This window comes from Halomonas sp. TG39a (genome assembly GCF_000744395.1).
Classification (GTDB): Bacteria; Pseudomonadota; Gammaproteobacteria; order Pseudomonadales; family Halomonadaceae; genus Vreelandella; species Vreelandella ventosae_B.
In genome coordinates this window covers 240,339-256,125 of sequence record NZ_JQLV01000001.1, presented here as the reverse complement: position 1 = coordinate 256,125, position 15,787 = coordinate 240,339, and the positions used below count along the sequence as shown (strand labels likewise).

The window sequence follows — 15,787 nt, the reverse complement described above, 5'->3', positions numbered from 1 at the left end:
TAATACATTAAAAAACAATCTCATCCTATCACTCAGCCTTGCTGCTGGTGGGCATTCCACCCACTTTTGGCTCCCAATAGCGTGAGTTATCGTCGCCGTTGCGCTCTAGGTCAATCTGGAAGCGATAACGATCCGGACGGTAAAGCGCATCCAAGTGCTCCACGCCACGCCCCTGCTCATCAAACACCACGCGGGTGAGTGAAATCAGCGGCGAACCCACAGCGACATTCAGCGCCTCGGCCACCTCATGGCTGGCCAAGGTAGCGGAAATCGACTGGGAAGCGTGGTCGACTTTCACACCGCTGCGCTCCAACAGCACAAACAGCGGCGTATTGGCTAAATCCATCTCGTTGTAGTGCAGGGCGATCGATTCAGGTACGTGGGTCACCAGGTATGAAAACGGCTTATCGTCGACCATACGCACCCGCACCGAGCGCTGAACCTTGCCCCCCTGGGCCATACCCAACTGCTCGCGGATCATGTCCGGCGGCAGCACATAGGCAAATTCCAGCAGCCGCACTTGAGAAGCCTGGCTCATTTTGACCATGTTAGGCATCAGGTTGGACACGCTTGCAGTCATCACCGTAGCGTCCAACGGCTGTTCCAGCACCAACGTACCCACGCCTGCCTTACGCTCTACCAATCCAGTCGCCTGCAGCGCCTCCATGGCACGTCGGACGGTTACCCGCGATACGCCATGCTGCTCCGCCAGCTTGTTCTCGCCTGCCAATTTACTGCCCGCGGGCAGCCGACCACTCAAAATAGCGTCTTTCAACAGCAGGTAGATACGGTGTGATTTGGTGCCGCCCACCGCAGAGGGTTGTGCCTCGCTCATCCACGCCTCTCTTCAGGATATTGTTCAAAAATGTCATGTCAGGCTTGACGTAGGGATAATAATAGACATAAAAATGTATTACATATAATACATATCAATAGTCAACTGATAACACAATCGCTGACACTTGAAAGCCATTATTACAGAACCAGCACGGTTAAGTATCGCTGACAACTGGGTTTCAGATGAGGGCTTCAGATAAGCAACGAGAGACACGAGAATCGCCAATGTTTAACGCGGAAAGTCGTAGCGGAGAAATCAATGGCACCGAGCAGGTGCGCGCTTTCCTAAGCGCTATGGAAGCCCGCGACCTAGTCAACGCCGAGCGCTATCTCGCAGACGATGTCGTTATGCAATTTCCTGGCGCCCCGTCAATGCAGCGGCTAAGTGAGGTCGTGGAGTGGGCGCGAAATCGCTATCGCAGCGTTAGCAAAACCTTTCACGCCGTTGATCAATGCGACTATGCGACCCACTGCGTCGTGATTTGCCATGGCGAACTGACGGTGAAGTGGCTGGATGGCACGACGTCAACGGGGGTGCGCTTTATTGATCGATTTGAACTAACCGAAGGCCTAATTACCCGCCAGGATGTCTGGAATGACTTGGCGCTTACTCAAACAATGACGAGACTGCTATGACACGCCAAACAATGTTGTCACCACAATCTTCACACCAGCCCGCCCAACTTAAACAGCAGTTGCAAGACGCATCCATCGTGGTCGCCCCCGGCGTGTTTGACGCCCTAGGCGCGTCTCTTGCCGAGCAGGCGGGCTTTGATACCGTCTACCTTTCCGGGGCCAGCCTAGCCTATACCCAGCTAGGCCGCCCCGATATTGGCCTGCTCAGCATTACCGAAATTTGCACCGCAATGTCGCATATTCGCGAACGCACGCATCTTTCGGTGGTGGTGGATTGCGACACCGGTTTTGGCAACGCCATGAACGTGATGCGTAGCGTGCGCTTGCTAGAGCGCGCAGGCGCCAACGCGATTCAGCTTGAAGACCAAACCTACCCCAAACGCTGCGGCCACCTGCGCGGTAAAACGCTGGTCTCCAAAAGCGAAATGGTCGGCAAATTGCATGCTGCATTGGATGCCCGGGCGAGCGATAGCACGCTGATTATTGGCCGCACCGATGCACTTGGCGTGGAAGGCACCGACAGTGCCATCGAACGTGCCCAGGCCTATTACGAAGCCGGCGTGGATATGCTGTTTATCGAAGGCATTCGTAGCGACGACGATATCAGCAAGATCATGACCCAGTTCAAAGGCAAGGTGCCGATCATGGCCAATATGGTCGAAGGCGGCGACACACCGCTGCAGAACGCCCAGGCCCTGGAAGACCTTGGCTTCTCGCTGGTGATTTTCCCCGGTGCGCTGGTGCGGGCGATTACCCATATGGCCAGCCGTTTCTTTGCCACGCTAAAACAGGATGGCACCACCGATGCCTTCCGAGACCAGATGCTCGATTTCAAACAGCTCAACGACTACCTAGGTACCGATGCGATGCTGGAGCTTGGTCAGCAATACGACAATCGCTAACGACTCAGCACACATCAGCGCCAACCAACAAAACACAGGAGACGACGATGCAGACCACCGACAAAACGGCGAAAGAGATTTTTAACGATGTTATGGCCAACCCCCAGCGGGTGCCATTTGGTTTTGGCAACAAAGCGGTGCTGGTGAATGTCGATCCGCAAAAGGCCTATACCCGTACCGATCTCTTTAACACCGCTTACGAAACCGACCCTAAACAGTTGGAGTACACCAACCAACTGGCCCGCGGTTTTCGGGAGAAAGGCTGGCCGGTAGTCTGGACCCATGTGGCATTTCTAGACTCCGCAGAAGATGCGGGGGTTTGGGGTACGCGCACCGATACGCCTGATTCGCTGCAAAACATTAAGTATGGCTCTGAGCGCGCCGAGTTCGACGAACGCTGTGAAATCGATCACAGCCGAGATGTGATCTACACCAAGCGCATGCCCTCGGCGTTTTTTGAAACCCCGCTGCAATCGCTTTTAGTGTGGCATCAGGTCGATACGGTGATCATTACCGGCGGCTCAACCTCTGGCTGCATTCGTGCTACCGCCGTGGAGAGCCTGTCCCGGGGCTACCGCACCATCGTGCCCATGGAGTGCGTAGCGGATAAACACGAAAGCTACCACTACGCCAACCTGACCGACCTGCATCTCAAGTATGCCGACGTTCTGCCGGTTGCCAATGTACTCGAATGGCTGAATGGCAACGCCTAAGGCCTGCCAAGTTTCAAAGGAGCCGGTTATGAAAGAGTCACTAGGCGTTTACGACTACTGGGCCTACGACCAACGCCCTAAAATCGAGTGGCCAGGAGGCGCCAAGGTGGCCTTCTGGGTCGCACCCAATATCGAGTATTACGAACTCGACCCGCCGCTGAACCCGCAGCGTAACCCTTGGCCGCATCCGCACCCTTCGGTGCCCGGCTACAGCATTCGCGACTACGGTAACCGGGTTGGCCACCAGCGCCAGATGGCCCTGCTGGATAAGTACGGCATTCGCGGCTCGGTGTCGCTTTCGGTGGCGCTGTGCGAGCACCACCCCGAGATCATTAAGATGTGCCGCGAGCGTGACTGGGAGTTTTTCAGCCACGGCATTTACAACACCCGCTACACCTACGGCCTTAGCGAAGACCAAGAGCGGGCGATGATCCGCGACAGTATGAAAACCATACACCGTCATACTGGCCAGGCCTGCGCTGGCTATCTAGCCCCGGCACTCTCTCACTCAGAGCGCACCCTGGATCTGTTTGCAGAAGTGGGCGAAGAGCTTTTCGGCGACAAAGGCGGGCTTTACACCTGCGATCTGTTCCACGACGACCAGCCAACGCCGGTCAGCGTTCGCTCCGGTAAGCGGTTTATCTCCATGCCCTACTCGCTGGAGATGAACGACACCATCGTCTACGCGGTAAATAAAGTAGAGCCGCGCCAGTACACCACCATGCTCAAGCGCCATTTTGACCGGCTGTATGCCGAGGGCGAAGAGTCCGGCACGGTGATGTGCATTCCCACGCACAACTACCAAGTGAGCTGCCCGCACCGTATTAAGGCATTCGAAGAAGCGCTTGAGTACATCACCGGCCACCCGGATGTGTGGGTCGCCACCGGCCGCGAGATTGCCGACTACTACTTGGCCAACTATTACGATGCCGCCCTCGACAGCATCGCGGCCCAGGCCGCCAGTAAACAGGGGTAACGCTATGGCGCTTAATGACGACTATCTCGACTACCCTCACCGTCGCCACGGCTACGACCATGAGCGCTATGAATGGTCGATGCTGAGTGAGCGCGCGCCGGTCACCTGGCCTGAGGGTAAAACCCTGGCGGTGTGGATCAATATTTCGCTGCAATTCTACCCGCTCAACCAGCGCGGCAAGCCGTTTAAAGTCCCCAACGGCATGACCATGCCTTATCCAGATTTGCGTCACTTCACGCTGCGGGATTATGGCAACCGCGTGGGCATTTATCGCGTGCTCAAAGCGCTGGCGGCGCACAACATTACCCCCACCTTTGCAATCAACGCACAGTTGGCGGAGCAGACGCCCTATCTGGTGCAGCGCTTAAAAGAGTACGGCGGTGAATTTATCGCCCATGGCTGGAATATGGATCATCTGCACTACGGCGGCCAGCCGATTAAAGAAGAGGCCGAGCTGGTCAAACGCTCCGTGGAAACCCTGCGACGCGTGACCGGCCAACCCGTTCGCGGCTGGCTAAGCCCCGCCAAGCACCAGAGCTTCAACACTCCCGACCTGCTGGCAGAAAACGGCATCGAATACTGTGCCGACTGGGTCAACGACGATATGCCCTACGCTTTTCATAGCCAATCAGGCCCCTTGATGATGATGCCACTGGCCACCGAGATCGAGGACCAGTTTGTGATCGGCCAGAACCTGCACTCGGAGGATTCCTGGGTGACTCAGGTGAAAGACGCTTTCGACTTCCTGTTGGCAGAGTCCCGCGAGCAGGGCGGGCGACTGCTTGCCTTGAACCTTCACCCCTGGTTGGTCGGCCAGCCTCACCGGATTGCCTGCCTGGAAGAGGTGCTGGCCCATATCAGCGGGCACCCAGAAGTATGGCAGGCCCCGGCGGGCGAGATTCTTGATGCGTTTCATCATGCAGCGGAGCAGGCGTAATGGCGATACTTCCCTATAACAACGACAGCTTTGATGCCCATCTGCCGTTACTGATTATTGGCGCAGGGGCCTGTGGCTTGGTCGCCGCACTGGCTGCCCAAGAGGCGGGTGTGGAGCTGGCGGTGCTGGAGCGCGACGCGCTACCCCGCGGCAGCACGGCGATGTCGTCGGGTTTTATTCCTGCTGCTAATACGCGCTTTCAGCATGAACTTGGCGTCACGGATTCCGCCGAAGTCATGGCAGAGGATATCCAGAAGAAAAATGGCTTTGAGGCAGACCCGGCGATTGTTGAGTTACTCGCCAACCAATCCGGCCAAACCATCGAGTGGCTAGCGGATCAACACCATGTGCCCTTTGAGCTGGTAGAAGGCTTCCTCTACCCCGGCCACCGCCACCTGCGCATGCACGCCACGCCTCGACGCACCGGGGAAGAGCTGATGGGTGCGCTGCTTAACGCTGCCGAGTCGGCGGGCATCGATATTTTGACCCAGGCACGGGTAGTCGATTTGTACGTTGATGCCACACAGCGAGTGCGGGGCATTACTCTCGAACGCCCAGATGGCAGCCGCGAAAGCATTGGTTGCGACGCGCTGATCTTGGCCTGCAACGGTTATGGCGGTAACGTGGAACTGGTGGAGCGCTATCTGCCGACGCTAAAAAACGCCTTGTATTACGGCCATGAAGGCAACCAAGGCGACGCGCTGCTTTGGGGGCAGGCCATGGGCGCCAGCACCAAAGATTTAGGTGCCTGCCAGGGGCATGGGTCACTCGCTACGCCCCACCAGATTCTGATTAGCTGGGCACTGATAATGCAGGGCGGCATTCAGGTCAACCTAAACGGCGAGCGCTTCTCCAACGAGCACGGCGGCTACTCCGAACAGGCGGCCAAGGTGCTGGCGCAACCTGATCAGGTGGCCTGGAACCTTTATGACGCCCGCATTCATGAATCCGCACAGGCCTTTGAGGATTACCGCAATGCCCAGGAGAGCGGCGCAGTGCGCAGCTTTGCCAGTATTGAAGAGATGGCAACTGGCTTGGGTCTGCCACTAACCACACTGCAGGCCACCTTCGCGGAAATGCAGCAGCATGCCGAGCAACAAACGACGGATACCTTTGGCCGCCGTTTTGAACCCGCCAACCTACTCAAACCGCCCTATTACGCTATTCGCGTAACCGGTGCGTTGTTTCACACTCAGGGGGGGTTAGAAGTGAATCGCACGGCCCGGGTGCTCAACACCCAAGGCCAGGCGCTGCCCAACCTGTTCGCCGCAGGCGGTGCTGCTCGCGGGGTTTCCGGCTCCAACGACAGCGGATACCTTTCCGGTAACGGGCTGCTCAGCGCTGTGGTGCTGGGGGCCGTAGCAGGCAGGAGTGCCGCTGAGCTGTTGCACTTACAGCTAAGCTCAGCGGTATTACCTTAACTGCCTAGCGACAGCATCGCCTCTGTCCACTGACGCACGTCGGGGTAGCCGCGCTGCTCGAAAACCGCGAAGCCGCTAATGCTACGCGCTTTGAGCGGCGTAAAGACCGGCATGGTTAAACCGCACAGAAAGTGCGCCAGCCGCTGGGCATTTGGCGGCTGGCCCAGTTGTTCGGTGTGGCGCTGTATAAACGGAGCGGCAAAGCGCGTGAAGTCGTTATCCGATAGCGTGGGTAGTGGCGGCGCTTCCGGTAGCCTAACGGGGTGCCCGTAACACACCGAACAGTGGCCGCAGCGGCCCTGCTCGGTGTCGGATGGCGCATCAAAAGTGCTATCGCCAAAGTGCTCGGCCAGCCACCGCGTCAGGCAGCTCTCCGATTCAAACAGTGCCAGCATGGCCTGGAGCCGTTCGATCTCAATACGCTCCCGGTTCAGGCAATCTTCAAAAAGCTGCCTCGCCAGCATCTCAATGGCAAAATTCGGCTGGCAGACCTCGTAAACGTCGGTCATCCGCTTGCCTTCCAGGGTCAGCCAGCCTTTGTCCTGAAAGTACTCAAGGGCCGTAATCACGCGAGAGCGGGAGGCATCAATCTGCTGGGCCTGCCCGGCATGATGTAAGCGGTCAAAATCCACCGTTCCCCAGGTGCGGGCAATAGGGATATTGTCGACCAGCAGACGTACAAAGGCCGCCCGCTCGCCTTTAAAACGGCCCACCAGCGCCTCCGCTTCGATGTGATAGCGCAGCCGATACTCGGCTAAAAACGCAAAGCGCGGGGCGATAATGCCGTGCATCTCCAGCCGCACCAACAGTGTTTTCAGCGGCAGCGGGCGGATATTGGTATCCCGGGAAAGTGTATTAAGCAGCACTTCCCACTGCGGATCTGCCACATTGCCTGACGCGCAGCCTGCCGCAGCAATCTCTTCCAACAGGCAGTAGATACCCGCGTATTCAGGGGTATCGCCGTAAACAAAGTTTTCCAGCACCCGCAGGCCATCGCGCCCGGCCATGGTCAGGCAGGTAGAAGGCAGGCCATCACGCCCCGCCCGGCCGACTTCCTGGCTATAGTTCTCGATGGATTTGGGCAGGTCAAAATGCACCACGTTGCGAATATCGCCCTTATCGATGCCCATGCCAAACGCAATGGTGGCCACAATGCAGGGCGACTCACCGCCCATAAACTGGCGCTGAATCTCATCTCGGCGCTGGGAATCCAGCCCCGCGTGGTAGGCCTGGGCGGCAATCCCTTGGGCCGCCAACGCCTTCGCCACCTGCTCGGCGGTTTGCTGCAGGGTGACGTAAATAATCGTCGGCGCTTCGCTGCCCGGCTGCATCTGCGGCTTCAGCCAGTTAATCAACTGCTGCTGGCGATCCTCCATGGCGGGTGCCACCAGCAGCTCAAGATTGGGGCGGTAAAAGCCGGTGGTGATAACGTTATCGTGGGCAATGGCAAACTTCTCGCCCATATCAGCAATCACCGTCGGCGTTGCCGTGGCGGTTAGTAGCAGCACCTGGGGGATGGCGAACTCGCGCTGGTAGTCCGGTAGCTTCAAATAATCGGGTCGGAAGTTATGCCCCCATTCAGAAAGGCAGTGTGCTTCGTCGACCACCAGTAGCGATATCTGCACCTGGCGCAGAAAATGGCGAAAGCGCTCGTTCTTAAGTCGCTCCACCGACACCATCAGGATTTTCAGCTCACCACTTTTGGCGCGCTCCATGACATCTCGAGTCGTTTCGCGGTCTTGAGTGGAATCAATACTGGCCGCCGCCACGCCATGGCGCGTTAGAAACGCCAGTTGATCCTGCATCAACGCCAGCAGTGGCGATACCACCAGGGTGAGATGGGGAAGATGCAGCGCCGGAAGCTGGTAGCAAAGTGACTTGCCCGCGCCGGTGGCAAAAATTGCCGCCGTGGAGTGCCCCTCCAACACTCGTGACACCACCGCCTGCTGGCCGCCGCGAAAGTCGTCAAAACCGAATACGTCTTTCAGCGTTTGCTGGGGTGATGATGAGGTCATAAACACTGCCTGCTAAGTGATGACTAGCTAAGTGAAGATCTAAGTAGTGAAGATCTAAAACGCCTTCTCCAGCGCAAAGCGGGGCTGAGTGTGGCCTTCTTTGTTTACGCTTTCAGTGAACATCTCAAGCGGGCGCACCCAGAGGCCGTAGTCGCCGTAGAGGGCACGATACACCACCAGCGGCTCTTCGCTTTCGCTGTGTTGGGCAGTGCCAAGCACTTCGTAGAGGCTGCCTTTGTAGTGGCGGTAAATACCGGGAACGGGGGTGGTCATGAGCTCTCCTCTTGGGTGGCGTTTGCGACAGCTGGCTGGTTGGCTTTTTTGGCCAGGCGTTCCAGCACTTTGGAGGCGGCCACAAAGCCAAAAGTGCCGGTCAAAAAGGTAGCGGCACCAAAGCCCGAAGCGCAGTCCAACCGGGTGGCGTCGCCGCTGCCGGGCTTTTGCAGGCAGACTTCACCGTCGGCGCCGGGGTACACCAACTGTTCGTCAGAGTAGACGCACTCCACAGAGAAGCGCCGTTTGGGATTGCGAGAGAAGCCGTAATCCCGACGCAGCCGCGAGCGCACTTTGGATAGCAGCGGGTCGTGCTCGGTACGGGTGAGATCCGCCACTTGAATACGCGTCGGGTCGGTTTGCCCGCCCGCAGCACCGGTCACGGTAATCGGTATTTTGCGTCGCTTGCACCAGGCGATCAGGGCAGCCTTGGCAATCACGCTGTCGATGGCATCCACCACGTGGTCGGCATCGTCGGGAATCCGCTCGGCCAGGTTGGTGGGTGTCACAAAGGCAGTGTCGGCTACAACCTCGATTTCCGGGGCAATCAAACGGCAGCGCTCAGCAAGCACCTCCACCTTGGGCTGACCAATCGTGCCATCCAAGGCGTGGAGCTGGCGGTTAACGTTGGAAACGCACACGTCATCAAGATCAATCAGCGTCAGTTTGCCAATGCCCGAACGCGCCAGTGCCTCAACCGTCCAGCTCCCCACCCCGCCAACACCCACCACTACCACGTGAGCGTGGCGAAATGCATCAAAGGCACGTTGACCGTAGAGGCGGCGAATCCCACCAAAGCGTAAGTCATGGTCTGTAGAAGCTGAGCCTGCAGCGACAGGAGGTGGCTCGTTCGATGACACAGTTGAGGACATTGCAGACTCACTCATAGCACTTGAAGGGCTGAAGGCTTGGCGTGGGGTGGCGTGCGCAGACTATCCAGCGGTAGATGCCCCGCCCAGCCAAGGTGATTAAACAGCGCGACCATGGTGTCATCCAAGGCACAGCTTAATTGTACCCGCTTGTCGAGCAGCGGATGGTTAAAGGCCAAATAGGTGGCCGCCAGCAATAATCGTGGCGCCCCCAGCTGTTCGGCAAAAAAGCGGTTGTGGACACTTTTACCGTGCTTGGCATCGCCAATAATCGGATAACCCCGCCGTGAAAGATGGCGACGAATTTGATGGCGCCGTCCGGTCAGTGGGCGCGCTTCGACCAGCGAATAACGCGCCACCGGGTAGCGGTCGACCTGCACTGGAAGCTCGACGCTATCCAGACGGCGAATATCCGTCATCGCTGGCATAGCGGGCATTTCCGCCTTGGGTCGCGTGCCATCCTCTTCCCGCAGCGGGTAGTCCAAACGCTCACTCTCCGGCGCTTTACCGCGTACCACCGCCAAGTAGCGCTTCTCCACCTGACGCTCGCTAAAGGCGTCGCTGAGTAGGCCTGCTACTGTTGAAGAGAGGGCAAACACCATCACGCCGGATGTGGGTCGATCCAGCCGATGAACAGGATAGACCCGCTTGCCGATCTGGTCGCGCAGGCGCTGAAGTAGAAACTCGGTTTCGCCACGCGCCAACGCCGAGCGATGCACCAAAAGCCCTGACGGCTTGTGCACCGCGACGAGGTGCTCATCCTGGTAAAGGAGGTTGAGTGGCGTCATAACGCTCCTGGGTAATAATGACTAGTAGCCGTAGCGAGTATCAAAACAGGGCGCTATTGTCGCGGCTTGGTTATGAGATGTCACCCACGCAATACAATAATGCTTCTCATCAAGCCTTCTCACCAACAGGGCAGTGTTATAAGGTAACTTTAATTATTAATAAGGATTCTCTTATGAAATGCTCTTCTGCGGCGTGGCTGATCATTCTAGCCACTTTCAACACCTGGGCGGCAGAACGCAGCCTTGATATCGTTGCCCCCTGGGAGGTTAAAAGCGCGGATCCATCCACATCGGGATATGTGTTTAGCCGCATGCAGGTGGCGGAAAACTTGGTGACCACCGACAACCTCGGCCAGCTTGCACCTAGTCTAGCCAGTGCCTGGGCGGTATCAGACGATGGCCTTGAGTGGCGCTTTACACTGCGCCAAAGCGCCCGCTTTCATAATGGCACGCCGGTGAATGCCGATGCTGTCGTCAACAGTTTAGAGGCTGCCATTGCCAAACCCGGCATACTGGATACAGCGCCTATTGCTAGCGTCGAAGCCGATGGTGATGACGTCGTCATCAGGCTGGAAAGCGCTTTTGCGCCCCTACCCGCGCTATTGGCGCACTCGACAACGCTGATTCTCGCCGAAGCCGCCTATGCCGAGAATGGCGACGTCATTCAGATGATCGGCAGCGGGCCCTATCAGGTCGAAGAGTTGAGCCCTCCTCAGTGTATGACAGTGACTCGCTTTGACGATTACTGGGGCGGAGCCCCTGACATAGAAGCCGCTAGCTATTTAGCGGTGAGCCGTGGTGAAACCCGCGCGCTGATGGCGGAAAGCGGCGATGCGGATATCGTTTTCACCCTCGACCTCGCCAGCCAAGCGCGCCTAAAACGCAACGCCAACCTCTCCATATACAGCGAGCCACTGCCACGCACCCTTATGCTCAAGCTCAATGCAGGCCATCCGTTCCTTGAGGATAAACGCGCCCGCCAAGCCCTTAGCTTGGCTATTGATCGGGCAGACATTGCCACCGAATTGCTGCGCATGCCAGAGGCAGCGGCGGCAGAATTATTCCCCGCGAGCCTAGGCGCTTGGCATATTGGCGTTGACCCTTCCAGCGGCCACGATATTGAAAAAGCGCAAGCGCTACTGGTCGAACTGGGCTGGAAGCGAAGGGAAGATGGCCTGCTGGCGCGCAATGGTCAGCCGTTTAAGCTGACCCTGCTCACCTTAGCTGACCGCCCCGAGCTACCGCTGGTGGCGACTGCACTCCAGAGACAGTGGCACGAACTGGGGGTTGAGCTTGGAATTACCGTAGGCCATGCCAACGCGATCGCTTCCAGCCACCATGAGGGCAGTTTAGAGGTGGGGTTAATGGGCCGAAATTACGGCCTGGTGCCCAATCCACTCGTTACGTTACTCGATGACCTGGGCAGCGATCCAGACAACATGGGCGGTGACTGGGGCACCATGAATTGGCGCGATGACGAGGTGGCTGAGTGGCTGGACACCCTGCGTCAATCCACCGGTGAGCAGGAACTCAACGACTTGGCACCGTTAGTAGCGGAGCGGTTACATCAACAGATGCCGCTGATTCCGGTGGTTTGGTATCAGCAAACAGCCGCCGTTAGCGATGAGGTTGAAGGCTTTAGCATCGATCCGCTAGAGCGCAGTTACCGCATTGATCAGATGGAGTGGGCTGAATGACAGATCGAGTTGGCGCGGGAATCAGCCCGCGCAGTGATGTTGCTCAGCCACGCTCCGGCGCTGATTGCGAAGGTATGTGATCGGCAGTGGGCATTAGCGGGTTAGGCGAAAGCGGCAATTGCCCCGTTGGGATGTGTTCTTTGAGAAACGCTAAAAACGCCTGCGTCGCAGTCGGTAATGTTCGCTTGGCAAGGGTCTGGACTTCGATAAAGCGGGAGTCCATGCCCTGGTCTCGAATAGGAATCGCGACCACACGCTGCTGTTGAATGCGGTAGCGCACCGAGATTTCCCCCGCCAGCGCCACACCGCCCCCGAGCATGGCGAAGTTAATCAAAGCCTCGGTGTAATCGCTGCTAAAAATGGATTCAAACGCCAAGTTTTGACGGCTACAGCAGATATCAAATAGCTGGCGCAGGGTCGTGTCTGGCGAGGGTAACGCCAGCGGATAGCGCTGAAGCTGCGCCAGCGAGATATGTTTTTTAACGGCAAGCTCATGGTGCGGAGAAACCAGCGCCATAATGGGCGCGGGCTGCCTAAGGGCAACGGTAATATCCGCCTCAGGCTTGAGGCTAAAAGTAATGCCGATATCTGCATCGCCTTCCCTGACATACCGAGTCGCTTGGGCGGGCGCCCCCACCATCAGGTGGAAATGTATACCGCTGTAACGCTTGCGAAAAGCCGCGATTGCCGCGGGTAAAAAATCCACGGCAAAGCCTTCCGAACTAGCCAAACGTACCTTACCCCGCTGTAACCCACGCAACGCCATTATTTCGCTACCAATGCGGTCTGCTTCAAGCTGCATATGGCGAGCATGCACCGCCAGCAGCTCGCCTGCGGCGCTGGGCACCATACCGCGGGCACGGCGTTCAAACAGCAAGGTATCCAGCTCACTCTCCAACCGGGCAATCTGACGACTGATGGCTGAAGGCGCCACATTTAGCTTCCCTGAGGCTTCACTGATAGAGCCACAGCGCACCACCTCGAGAAAGTAGCGTAACGCCGTTTCTTGTAACACGCGTGGATTCATAACGTCTCCCTGAGCCATAAGCATTGCCAAAACGGCAATGATAAATTCTAAACATTGCACTGGCGGCATGACTAATCAATAGATTAGTTTTAACTCAAGGCGGCGGCTCATCTAAAAAAATAAAAGCCTCGCTGGTACGCCAAACGCTCATAACCTTCCTTTATTAAAAAACGAGGTATGGCATGCAAACACCTAGAACTCTCTACTGCGTTACGTCACTTGCTTTACTCAGCATCGCGACACCCGCATTAGCTGGCAAGGCCAACGATACGCTGGTCTATGCGTCTGACAGCGAACCCGAGAACGTTAGCCCCTACCATAACAATCTGCGTGAAGGCGTTATCCTCGCCCACCTAGCGTGGGACACGCTGATTTACCGCAACCCGCAAACCAACGAGTATGAGCCGCGCCTGGCCACCGAGTGGGAGTGGGCCGATGATAAAACCCTGGACCTTGTGCTGCGCGAAGGAGTGACCTTTCACAACGGCGAGACCTTCAATGCCGACGATGTGGCATTCACTTTCAACTACGCGGTGTCCCCCGAATCACGGGTGGTGACACGCCAAAATGTTGATTGGATTGAAAGCGTCGAGAAACTGGATGACTATCAGGTGCGCATCCACCTCAAAGAGCCTTTCCCCGCAGCCCTTGAGTACCTTTCCGGCCCAATGCCAATTTACCCCGATGAGTACTTCCAGGAAGTGGGTATCGAGGGATTTAGTCGTGAGCCCGTAGGCACCGGCCCTTACCGGATTACCAACGTCCGCCCTGGGGATGGCGTTAGCCTAACTCGCTTTGATGACTACTTTGCCGACAGCCCCATTGGACAACCCGAGATCGGTAATATCGAGTTCAAGGCCATTGCCGATGCGGACTCACGTATGGCGCAATTAATGTCAGGGCAAGTCGATTGGATTTGGCGTGTACCTGCTGATCAAGCTGAGTCGTTAAGCGGTATGCCTCAGCTTAGCGTGCTTGGCGGCGAAACCATGCGGGTGGGTTATATCGGGCTGGATGCCGCAACACGGGAAGATTCACCGCTAAATGACCTTCGCGTACGCCAAGCCATCAATCATGCGATGAACCGGGAAGGGCTCGCTAACGACCTAGTACGCGGCGGCAGCCAGCCCCTCTACGCCCCCTGCTTCCCGACTCAGTTTGGCTGTGAAACACAAGACGTTATTGAGTATGAGTACGACCCTGACAAAGCCCGCGAACTACTCGCCGAGGCCGGTTACGCCGACGGCTTCGACATTGACCTTCACGCCTACCGTGAACGTGACTACGCCGAAGCGATGATTGGCGACCTGCGTGCAGTGGGCATCAATGCCAATCTGCGCTTTATGACCTCCCCCGCGTTGCTGGAGCTTCAGCGCAACGGTCAAACCGATATGTCGTTCAAAGCCTGGGGCTCCTTCTCTATTAACGATGTCTCGGCGTTCGTCAGCGTCTACTTCACAGGCGGCATTGACGATCTCTGGCAGGACACCCAGGTGCAGGAGTGGCTGCAGGTCGCCGATACCTCGGTAGATCCTGATGTACGCTTAGAGCACTACCAAAAAGCGTTCGCCCGCATTTCCGAGCAAGCGTACTGGGCACCGCTGTTTTCCTACTCCACCTACTACGCCCACACCGCTGATCTTGAGTTCACTGCTTACCCCGACGAACTACCGCGCTTTTACGAGGCAAGCTGGAAGTAACGGCGTGATATTTGAACTATCGGCAGCCGTGGCTCTTCCCACGGCTAGCCTTCTATAGCGAAGGGGTGATGCTTTATGTGGGCATTTGTTTTCAAGCGCACGCTAATAGCGCTTAGCGTCGCTCTGACTATTTCGGTTCTCTGCTTTAGTCTGCTGCAGCTCTCGGGTGACTTGGCGCTCTCCATTGGCGGCCCCGAGGCCACCGCCGAGCAGGTAGAACAAATCCGCGTTGATTACGGCCTGGACCGCCCGGTGATTCAGCAATTTACCACTTGGCTGTGGGGAGCCGTGCAGCTCGACTTTGGGCGTTCATATTACTACCAAAGCGAGGTAATGGATCTAGTCGTTGAGCGACTACCGGTGACGATGACCCTAGGAATCTTGGCCTTGGCGATTGCGCTGGGCGTGTCTATTCCCCTCGGTGTGGTCGCCGCGCTCAAACGTGGCAGCTGGATAGACCGTATGGCCATGGCGATTGCGGTCACCGGCCAGGCAATGCCCAACTTCTGGTTTGGCTTAACGCTGATCATCGTGTTTGCCGTCAAGCTGCAGTGGTTTCCAGCCGCAGGTAGCGATAGCTGGCAAGGCTTTGTGCTACCGGCCGTTGCACTGGGCTATTACGCCACCCCCGCCATGATGCGCCTGACCCGCAGCGGCATGCTGGAGGTGCTAGAGGCCGATTACATTCGCACCGCACGGGCCAAAGGGCTGCGCACCGGCACGGTTATCTTCAAACACGCCTTGCGCAATGCGGTGATCCCGGTGGTCGCGCTGGCCGCCGTGGAGCTCGGGTTTATGCTCGGCGGGTCAGTGGTTATCGAAACCGTGTTTTCACTACGCGGACTGGGGCAGTTGGCGTGGAATGCTATTTCACGCAATGACTATCCGGTCGTTCAGGCCATCGTACTGATCATTGCGCTGTTCTATATCGTGTTGACGCTGCTGGCCGACATTCTCAACGCAGCCCTCGACCCACGCCTGCGCGCGCGCTAACGG

At 57.3% G+C, this 15,787-nt stretch carries 15 protein-coding genes; 9 read left to right on the top strand and 6 right to left on the bottom strand.

Going from position 1 to position 15,787, the window contains the following annotated elements:
* Positions 1-28 precede the first annotated feature (28 nt).
* Positions 29-835: a GntR family transcriptional regulator gene (locus U738_RS01190; protein WP_035576617.1), complete on the bottom strand. Its 807-nt coding sequence runs from the start codon at positions 833-835 to the stop codon at positions 29-31.
* A 227-nt stretch (positions 836-1,062) separates the two neighbouring features.
* On the opposite strand from U738_RS01190, the gene U738_RS01185 reads away from it, so the two are divergent.
* The 6 genes from U738_RS01185 to U738_RS01160 are packed head-to-tail and all read left to right on the top strand — an operon-like array spanning position 1,063 to position 6,422.
* The gene (locus tag U738_RS01185; protein WP_035576616.1) at positions 1,063-1,473 is read left to right on the top strand and encodes a nuclear transport factor 2 family protein; all 411 of its coding nucleotides are present in this window, start codon (positions 1,063-1,065) and stop codon (positions 1,471-1,473) included.
* Positions 1,470-2,375: an isocitrate lyase/PEP mutase family protein gene (locus tag U738_RS01180; RefSeq protein WP_050713923.1), complete on the top strand. Its 906-nt coding sequence runs from the start codon at positions 1,470-1,472 to the stop codon at positions 2,373-2,375. Before U738_RS01185 ends, U738_RS01180 begins: the two co-directional genes overlap by 4 nt.
* Positions 2,376-2,422: 47 nt before the next feature.
* Positions 2,423-3,088, top strand: coding sequence for an isochorismatase family protein (locus U738_RS01175; protein WP_035576614.1), 666 nt, complete (start codon positions 2,423-2,425; stop codon positions 3,086-3,088).
* Positions 3,089-3,116: 28 nt separating this feature from the next.
* Entirely contained in the window at positions 3,117-4,064 is a 948-nt protein-coding gene (locus U738_RS01170; protein WP_035576612.1) for a polysaccharide deacetylase family protein, read from the top strand.
* Positions 4,065-4,068: 4 nt separating this feature from the next.
* Positions 4,069-5,001: a polysaccharide deacetylase family protein gene (locus U738_RS01165; protein ID WP_035576611.1), complete on the top strand. Its 933-nt coding sequence runs from the start codon at positions 4,069-4,071 to the stop codon at positions 4,999-5,001.
* Positions 5,001-6,422 (top strand): FAD-dependent oxidoreductase, encoded by a 1,422-nt coding sequence (locus U738_RS01160; RefSeq protein ID WP_035576610.1) that lies wholly within the window; start codon positions 5,001-5,003, stop codon positions 6,420-6,422. Before U738_RS01165 ends, U738_RS01160 begins: the two co-directional genes overlap by 1 nt.
* Here U738_RS01160 and U738_RS01155 read toward each other — a convergent pair.
* Genes U738_RS01155 through U738_RS01140 form a run of 4 tightly spaced genes read right to left on the bottom strand, consistent with a single transcriptional unit; the run spans position 6,419 to position 10,367 of the window.
* A complete protein-coding gene (locus U738_RS01155; protein WP_035576609.1) occupies positions 6,419-8,437 on the bottom strand; it encodes a RecQ family ATP-dependent DNA helicase in 2,019 nt (672 codons plus the stop codon). The two genes, U738_RS01160 and U738_RS01155, sit on opposite strands and share 4 nt — an antisense overlap.
* Positions 8,438-8,491: 54 nt before the next feature.
* Entirely contained in the window at positions 8,492-8,710 is a 219-nt protein-coding gene (locus tag U738_RS01150; RefSeq protein WP_035576608.1) for a DUF1653 domain-containing protein, read from the bottom strand.
* The gene (gene tcdA / locus U738_RS01145) at positions 8,707-9,582 is read right to left on the bottom strand and encodes a tRNA cyclic N6-threonylcarbamoyladenosine(37) synthase TcdA (RefSeq protein ID WP_035576607.1); all 876 of its coding nucleotides are present in this window, start codon (positions 9,580-9,582) and stop codon (positions 8,707-8,709) included. Before tcdA ends, U738_RS01150 begins: the two co-directional genes overlap by 4 nt.
* Before the next feature lie 11 nt (positions 9,583-9,593).
* Complete coding sequence (locus U738_RS01140; RefSeq protein ID WP_035576606.1) at positions 9,594-10,367, bottom strand: pseudouridine synthase; 774 nt, start codon at positions 10,365-10,367, stop codon at positions 9,594-9,596.
* Positions 10,368-10,540: 173 nt separating this feature from the next.
* Here U738_RS01140 and U738_RS01135 point away from each other — a divergent pair, with 173 nt between their 5' ends.
* The gene (locus tag U738_RS01135) at positions 10,541-12,064 is read left to right on the top strand and encodes an ABC transporter substrate-binding protein (protein ID WP_035576605.1); all 1,524 of its coding nucleotides are present in this window, start codon (positions 10,541-10,543) and stop codon (positions 12,062-12,064) included.
* Positions 12,065-12,107: 43 nt separating this feature from the next.
* Here the strand turns inward: U738_RS01135 and U738_RS01130 are convergent, their stop codons facing one another.
* Complete coding sequence (locus U738_RS01130; RefSeq protein ID WP_050713928.1) at positions 12,108-13,091, bottom strand: LysR family transcriptional regulator; 984 nt, start codon at positions 13,089-13,091, stop codon at positions 12,108-12,110.
* A 182-nt stretch (positions 13,092-13,273) separates the two neighbouring features.
* Between U738_RS01130 and U738_RS01125 the strand changes: the two genes are divergently transcribed.
* Complete coding sequence (locus U738_RS01125; RefSeq protein WP_035576604.1) at positions 13,274-14,791, top strand: ABC transporter substrate-binding protein; 1,518 nt, start codon at positions 13,274-13,276, stop codon at positions 14,789-14,791.
* 75 nt (positions 14,792-14,866) lie between these two features.
* On the top strand, positions 14,867-15,784 hold the full coding sequence (locus U738_RS01120) for an ABC transporter permease (protein ID WP_009288365.1): 918 nt from the start codon (positions 14,867-14,869) through the stop codon (positions 15,782-15,784).
* The last annotated feature ends 3 nt before the right edge of the window (positions 15,785-15,787 follow it).

Bases quoted from the DNA above. Each gene is read 5' to 3' on its own strand.
- U738_RS01150 (WP_035576608.1), bottom strand. From the start codon at position 8,710: ATGACCACCCCCGTTCCCGGTATTTACCGCCACTACAAAGGCAGCCTC.
- U738_RS01130 (WP_050713928.1), bottom strand. From the start codon at position 13,091: ATGAATCCACGCGTGTTACAAGAAACGGCGTTACGCTACTTTCTCGAG.
- U738_RS01120 (WP_009288365.1), top strand. From the start codon at position 14,867: ATGTGGGCATTTGTTTTCAAGCGCACGCTAATAGCGCTTAGCGTCGCT.
- U738_RS01155 (WP_035576609.1), bottom strand. From the start codon at position 8,437: ATGACCTCATCATCACCCCAGCAAACGCTGAAAGACGTATTCGGTTTT.
- U738_RS01165 (WP_035576611.1), top strand. From the start codon at position 4,069: ATGGCGCTTAATGACGACTATCTCGACTACCCTCACCGTCGCCACGGC.
- U738_RS01170 (WP_035576612.1), top strand. From the start codon at position 3,117: ATGAAAGAGTCACTAGGCGTTTACGACTACTGGGCCTACGACCAACGC.
- tcdA (WP_035576607.1), bottom strand. From the start codon at position 9,582: ATGTCCTCAACTGTGTCATCGAACGAGCCACCTCCTGTCGCTGCAGGC.
- U738_RS01190 (WP_035576617.1), bottom strand. From the start codon at position 835: ATGAGCGAGGCACAACCCTCTGCGGTGGGCGGCACCAAATCACACCGT.
- U738_RS01180 (WP_050713923.1), top strand. From the start codon at position 1,470: ATGACACGCCAAACAATGTTGTCACCACAATCTTCACACCAGCCCGCC.
- U738_RS01135 (WP_035576605.1), top strand. From the start codon at position 10,541: ATGAAATGCTCTTCTGCGGCGTGGCTGATCATTCTAGCCACTTTCAAC.
- U738_RS01125 (WP_035576604.1), top strand. From the start codon at position 13,274: ATGCAAACACCTAGAACTCTCTACTGCGTTACGTCACTTGCTTTACTC.
- U738_RS01140 (WP_035576606.1), bottom strand. From the start codon at position 10,367: ATGACGCCACTCAACCTCCTTTACCAGGATGAGCACCTCGTCGCGGTG.
- U738_RS01160 (WP_035576610.1), top strand. From the start codon at position 5,001: ATGGCGATACTTCCCTATAACAACGACAGCTTTGATGCCCATCTGCCG.
- U738_RS01175 (WP_035576614.1), top strand. From the start codon at position 2,423: ATGCAGACCACCGACAAAACGGCGAAAGAGATTTTTAACGATGTTATG.
- U738_RS01185 (WP_035576616.1), top strand. From the start codon at position 1,063: ATGTTTAACGCGGAAAGTCGTAGCGGAGAAATCAATGGCACCGAGCAG.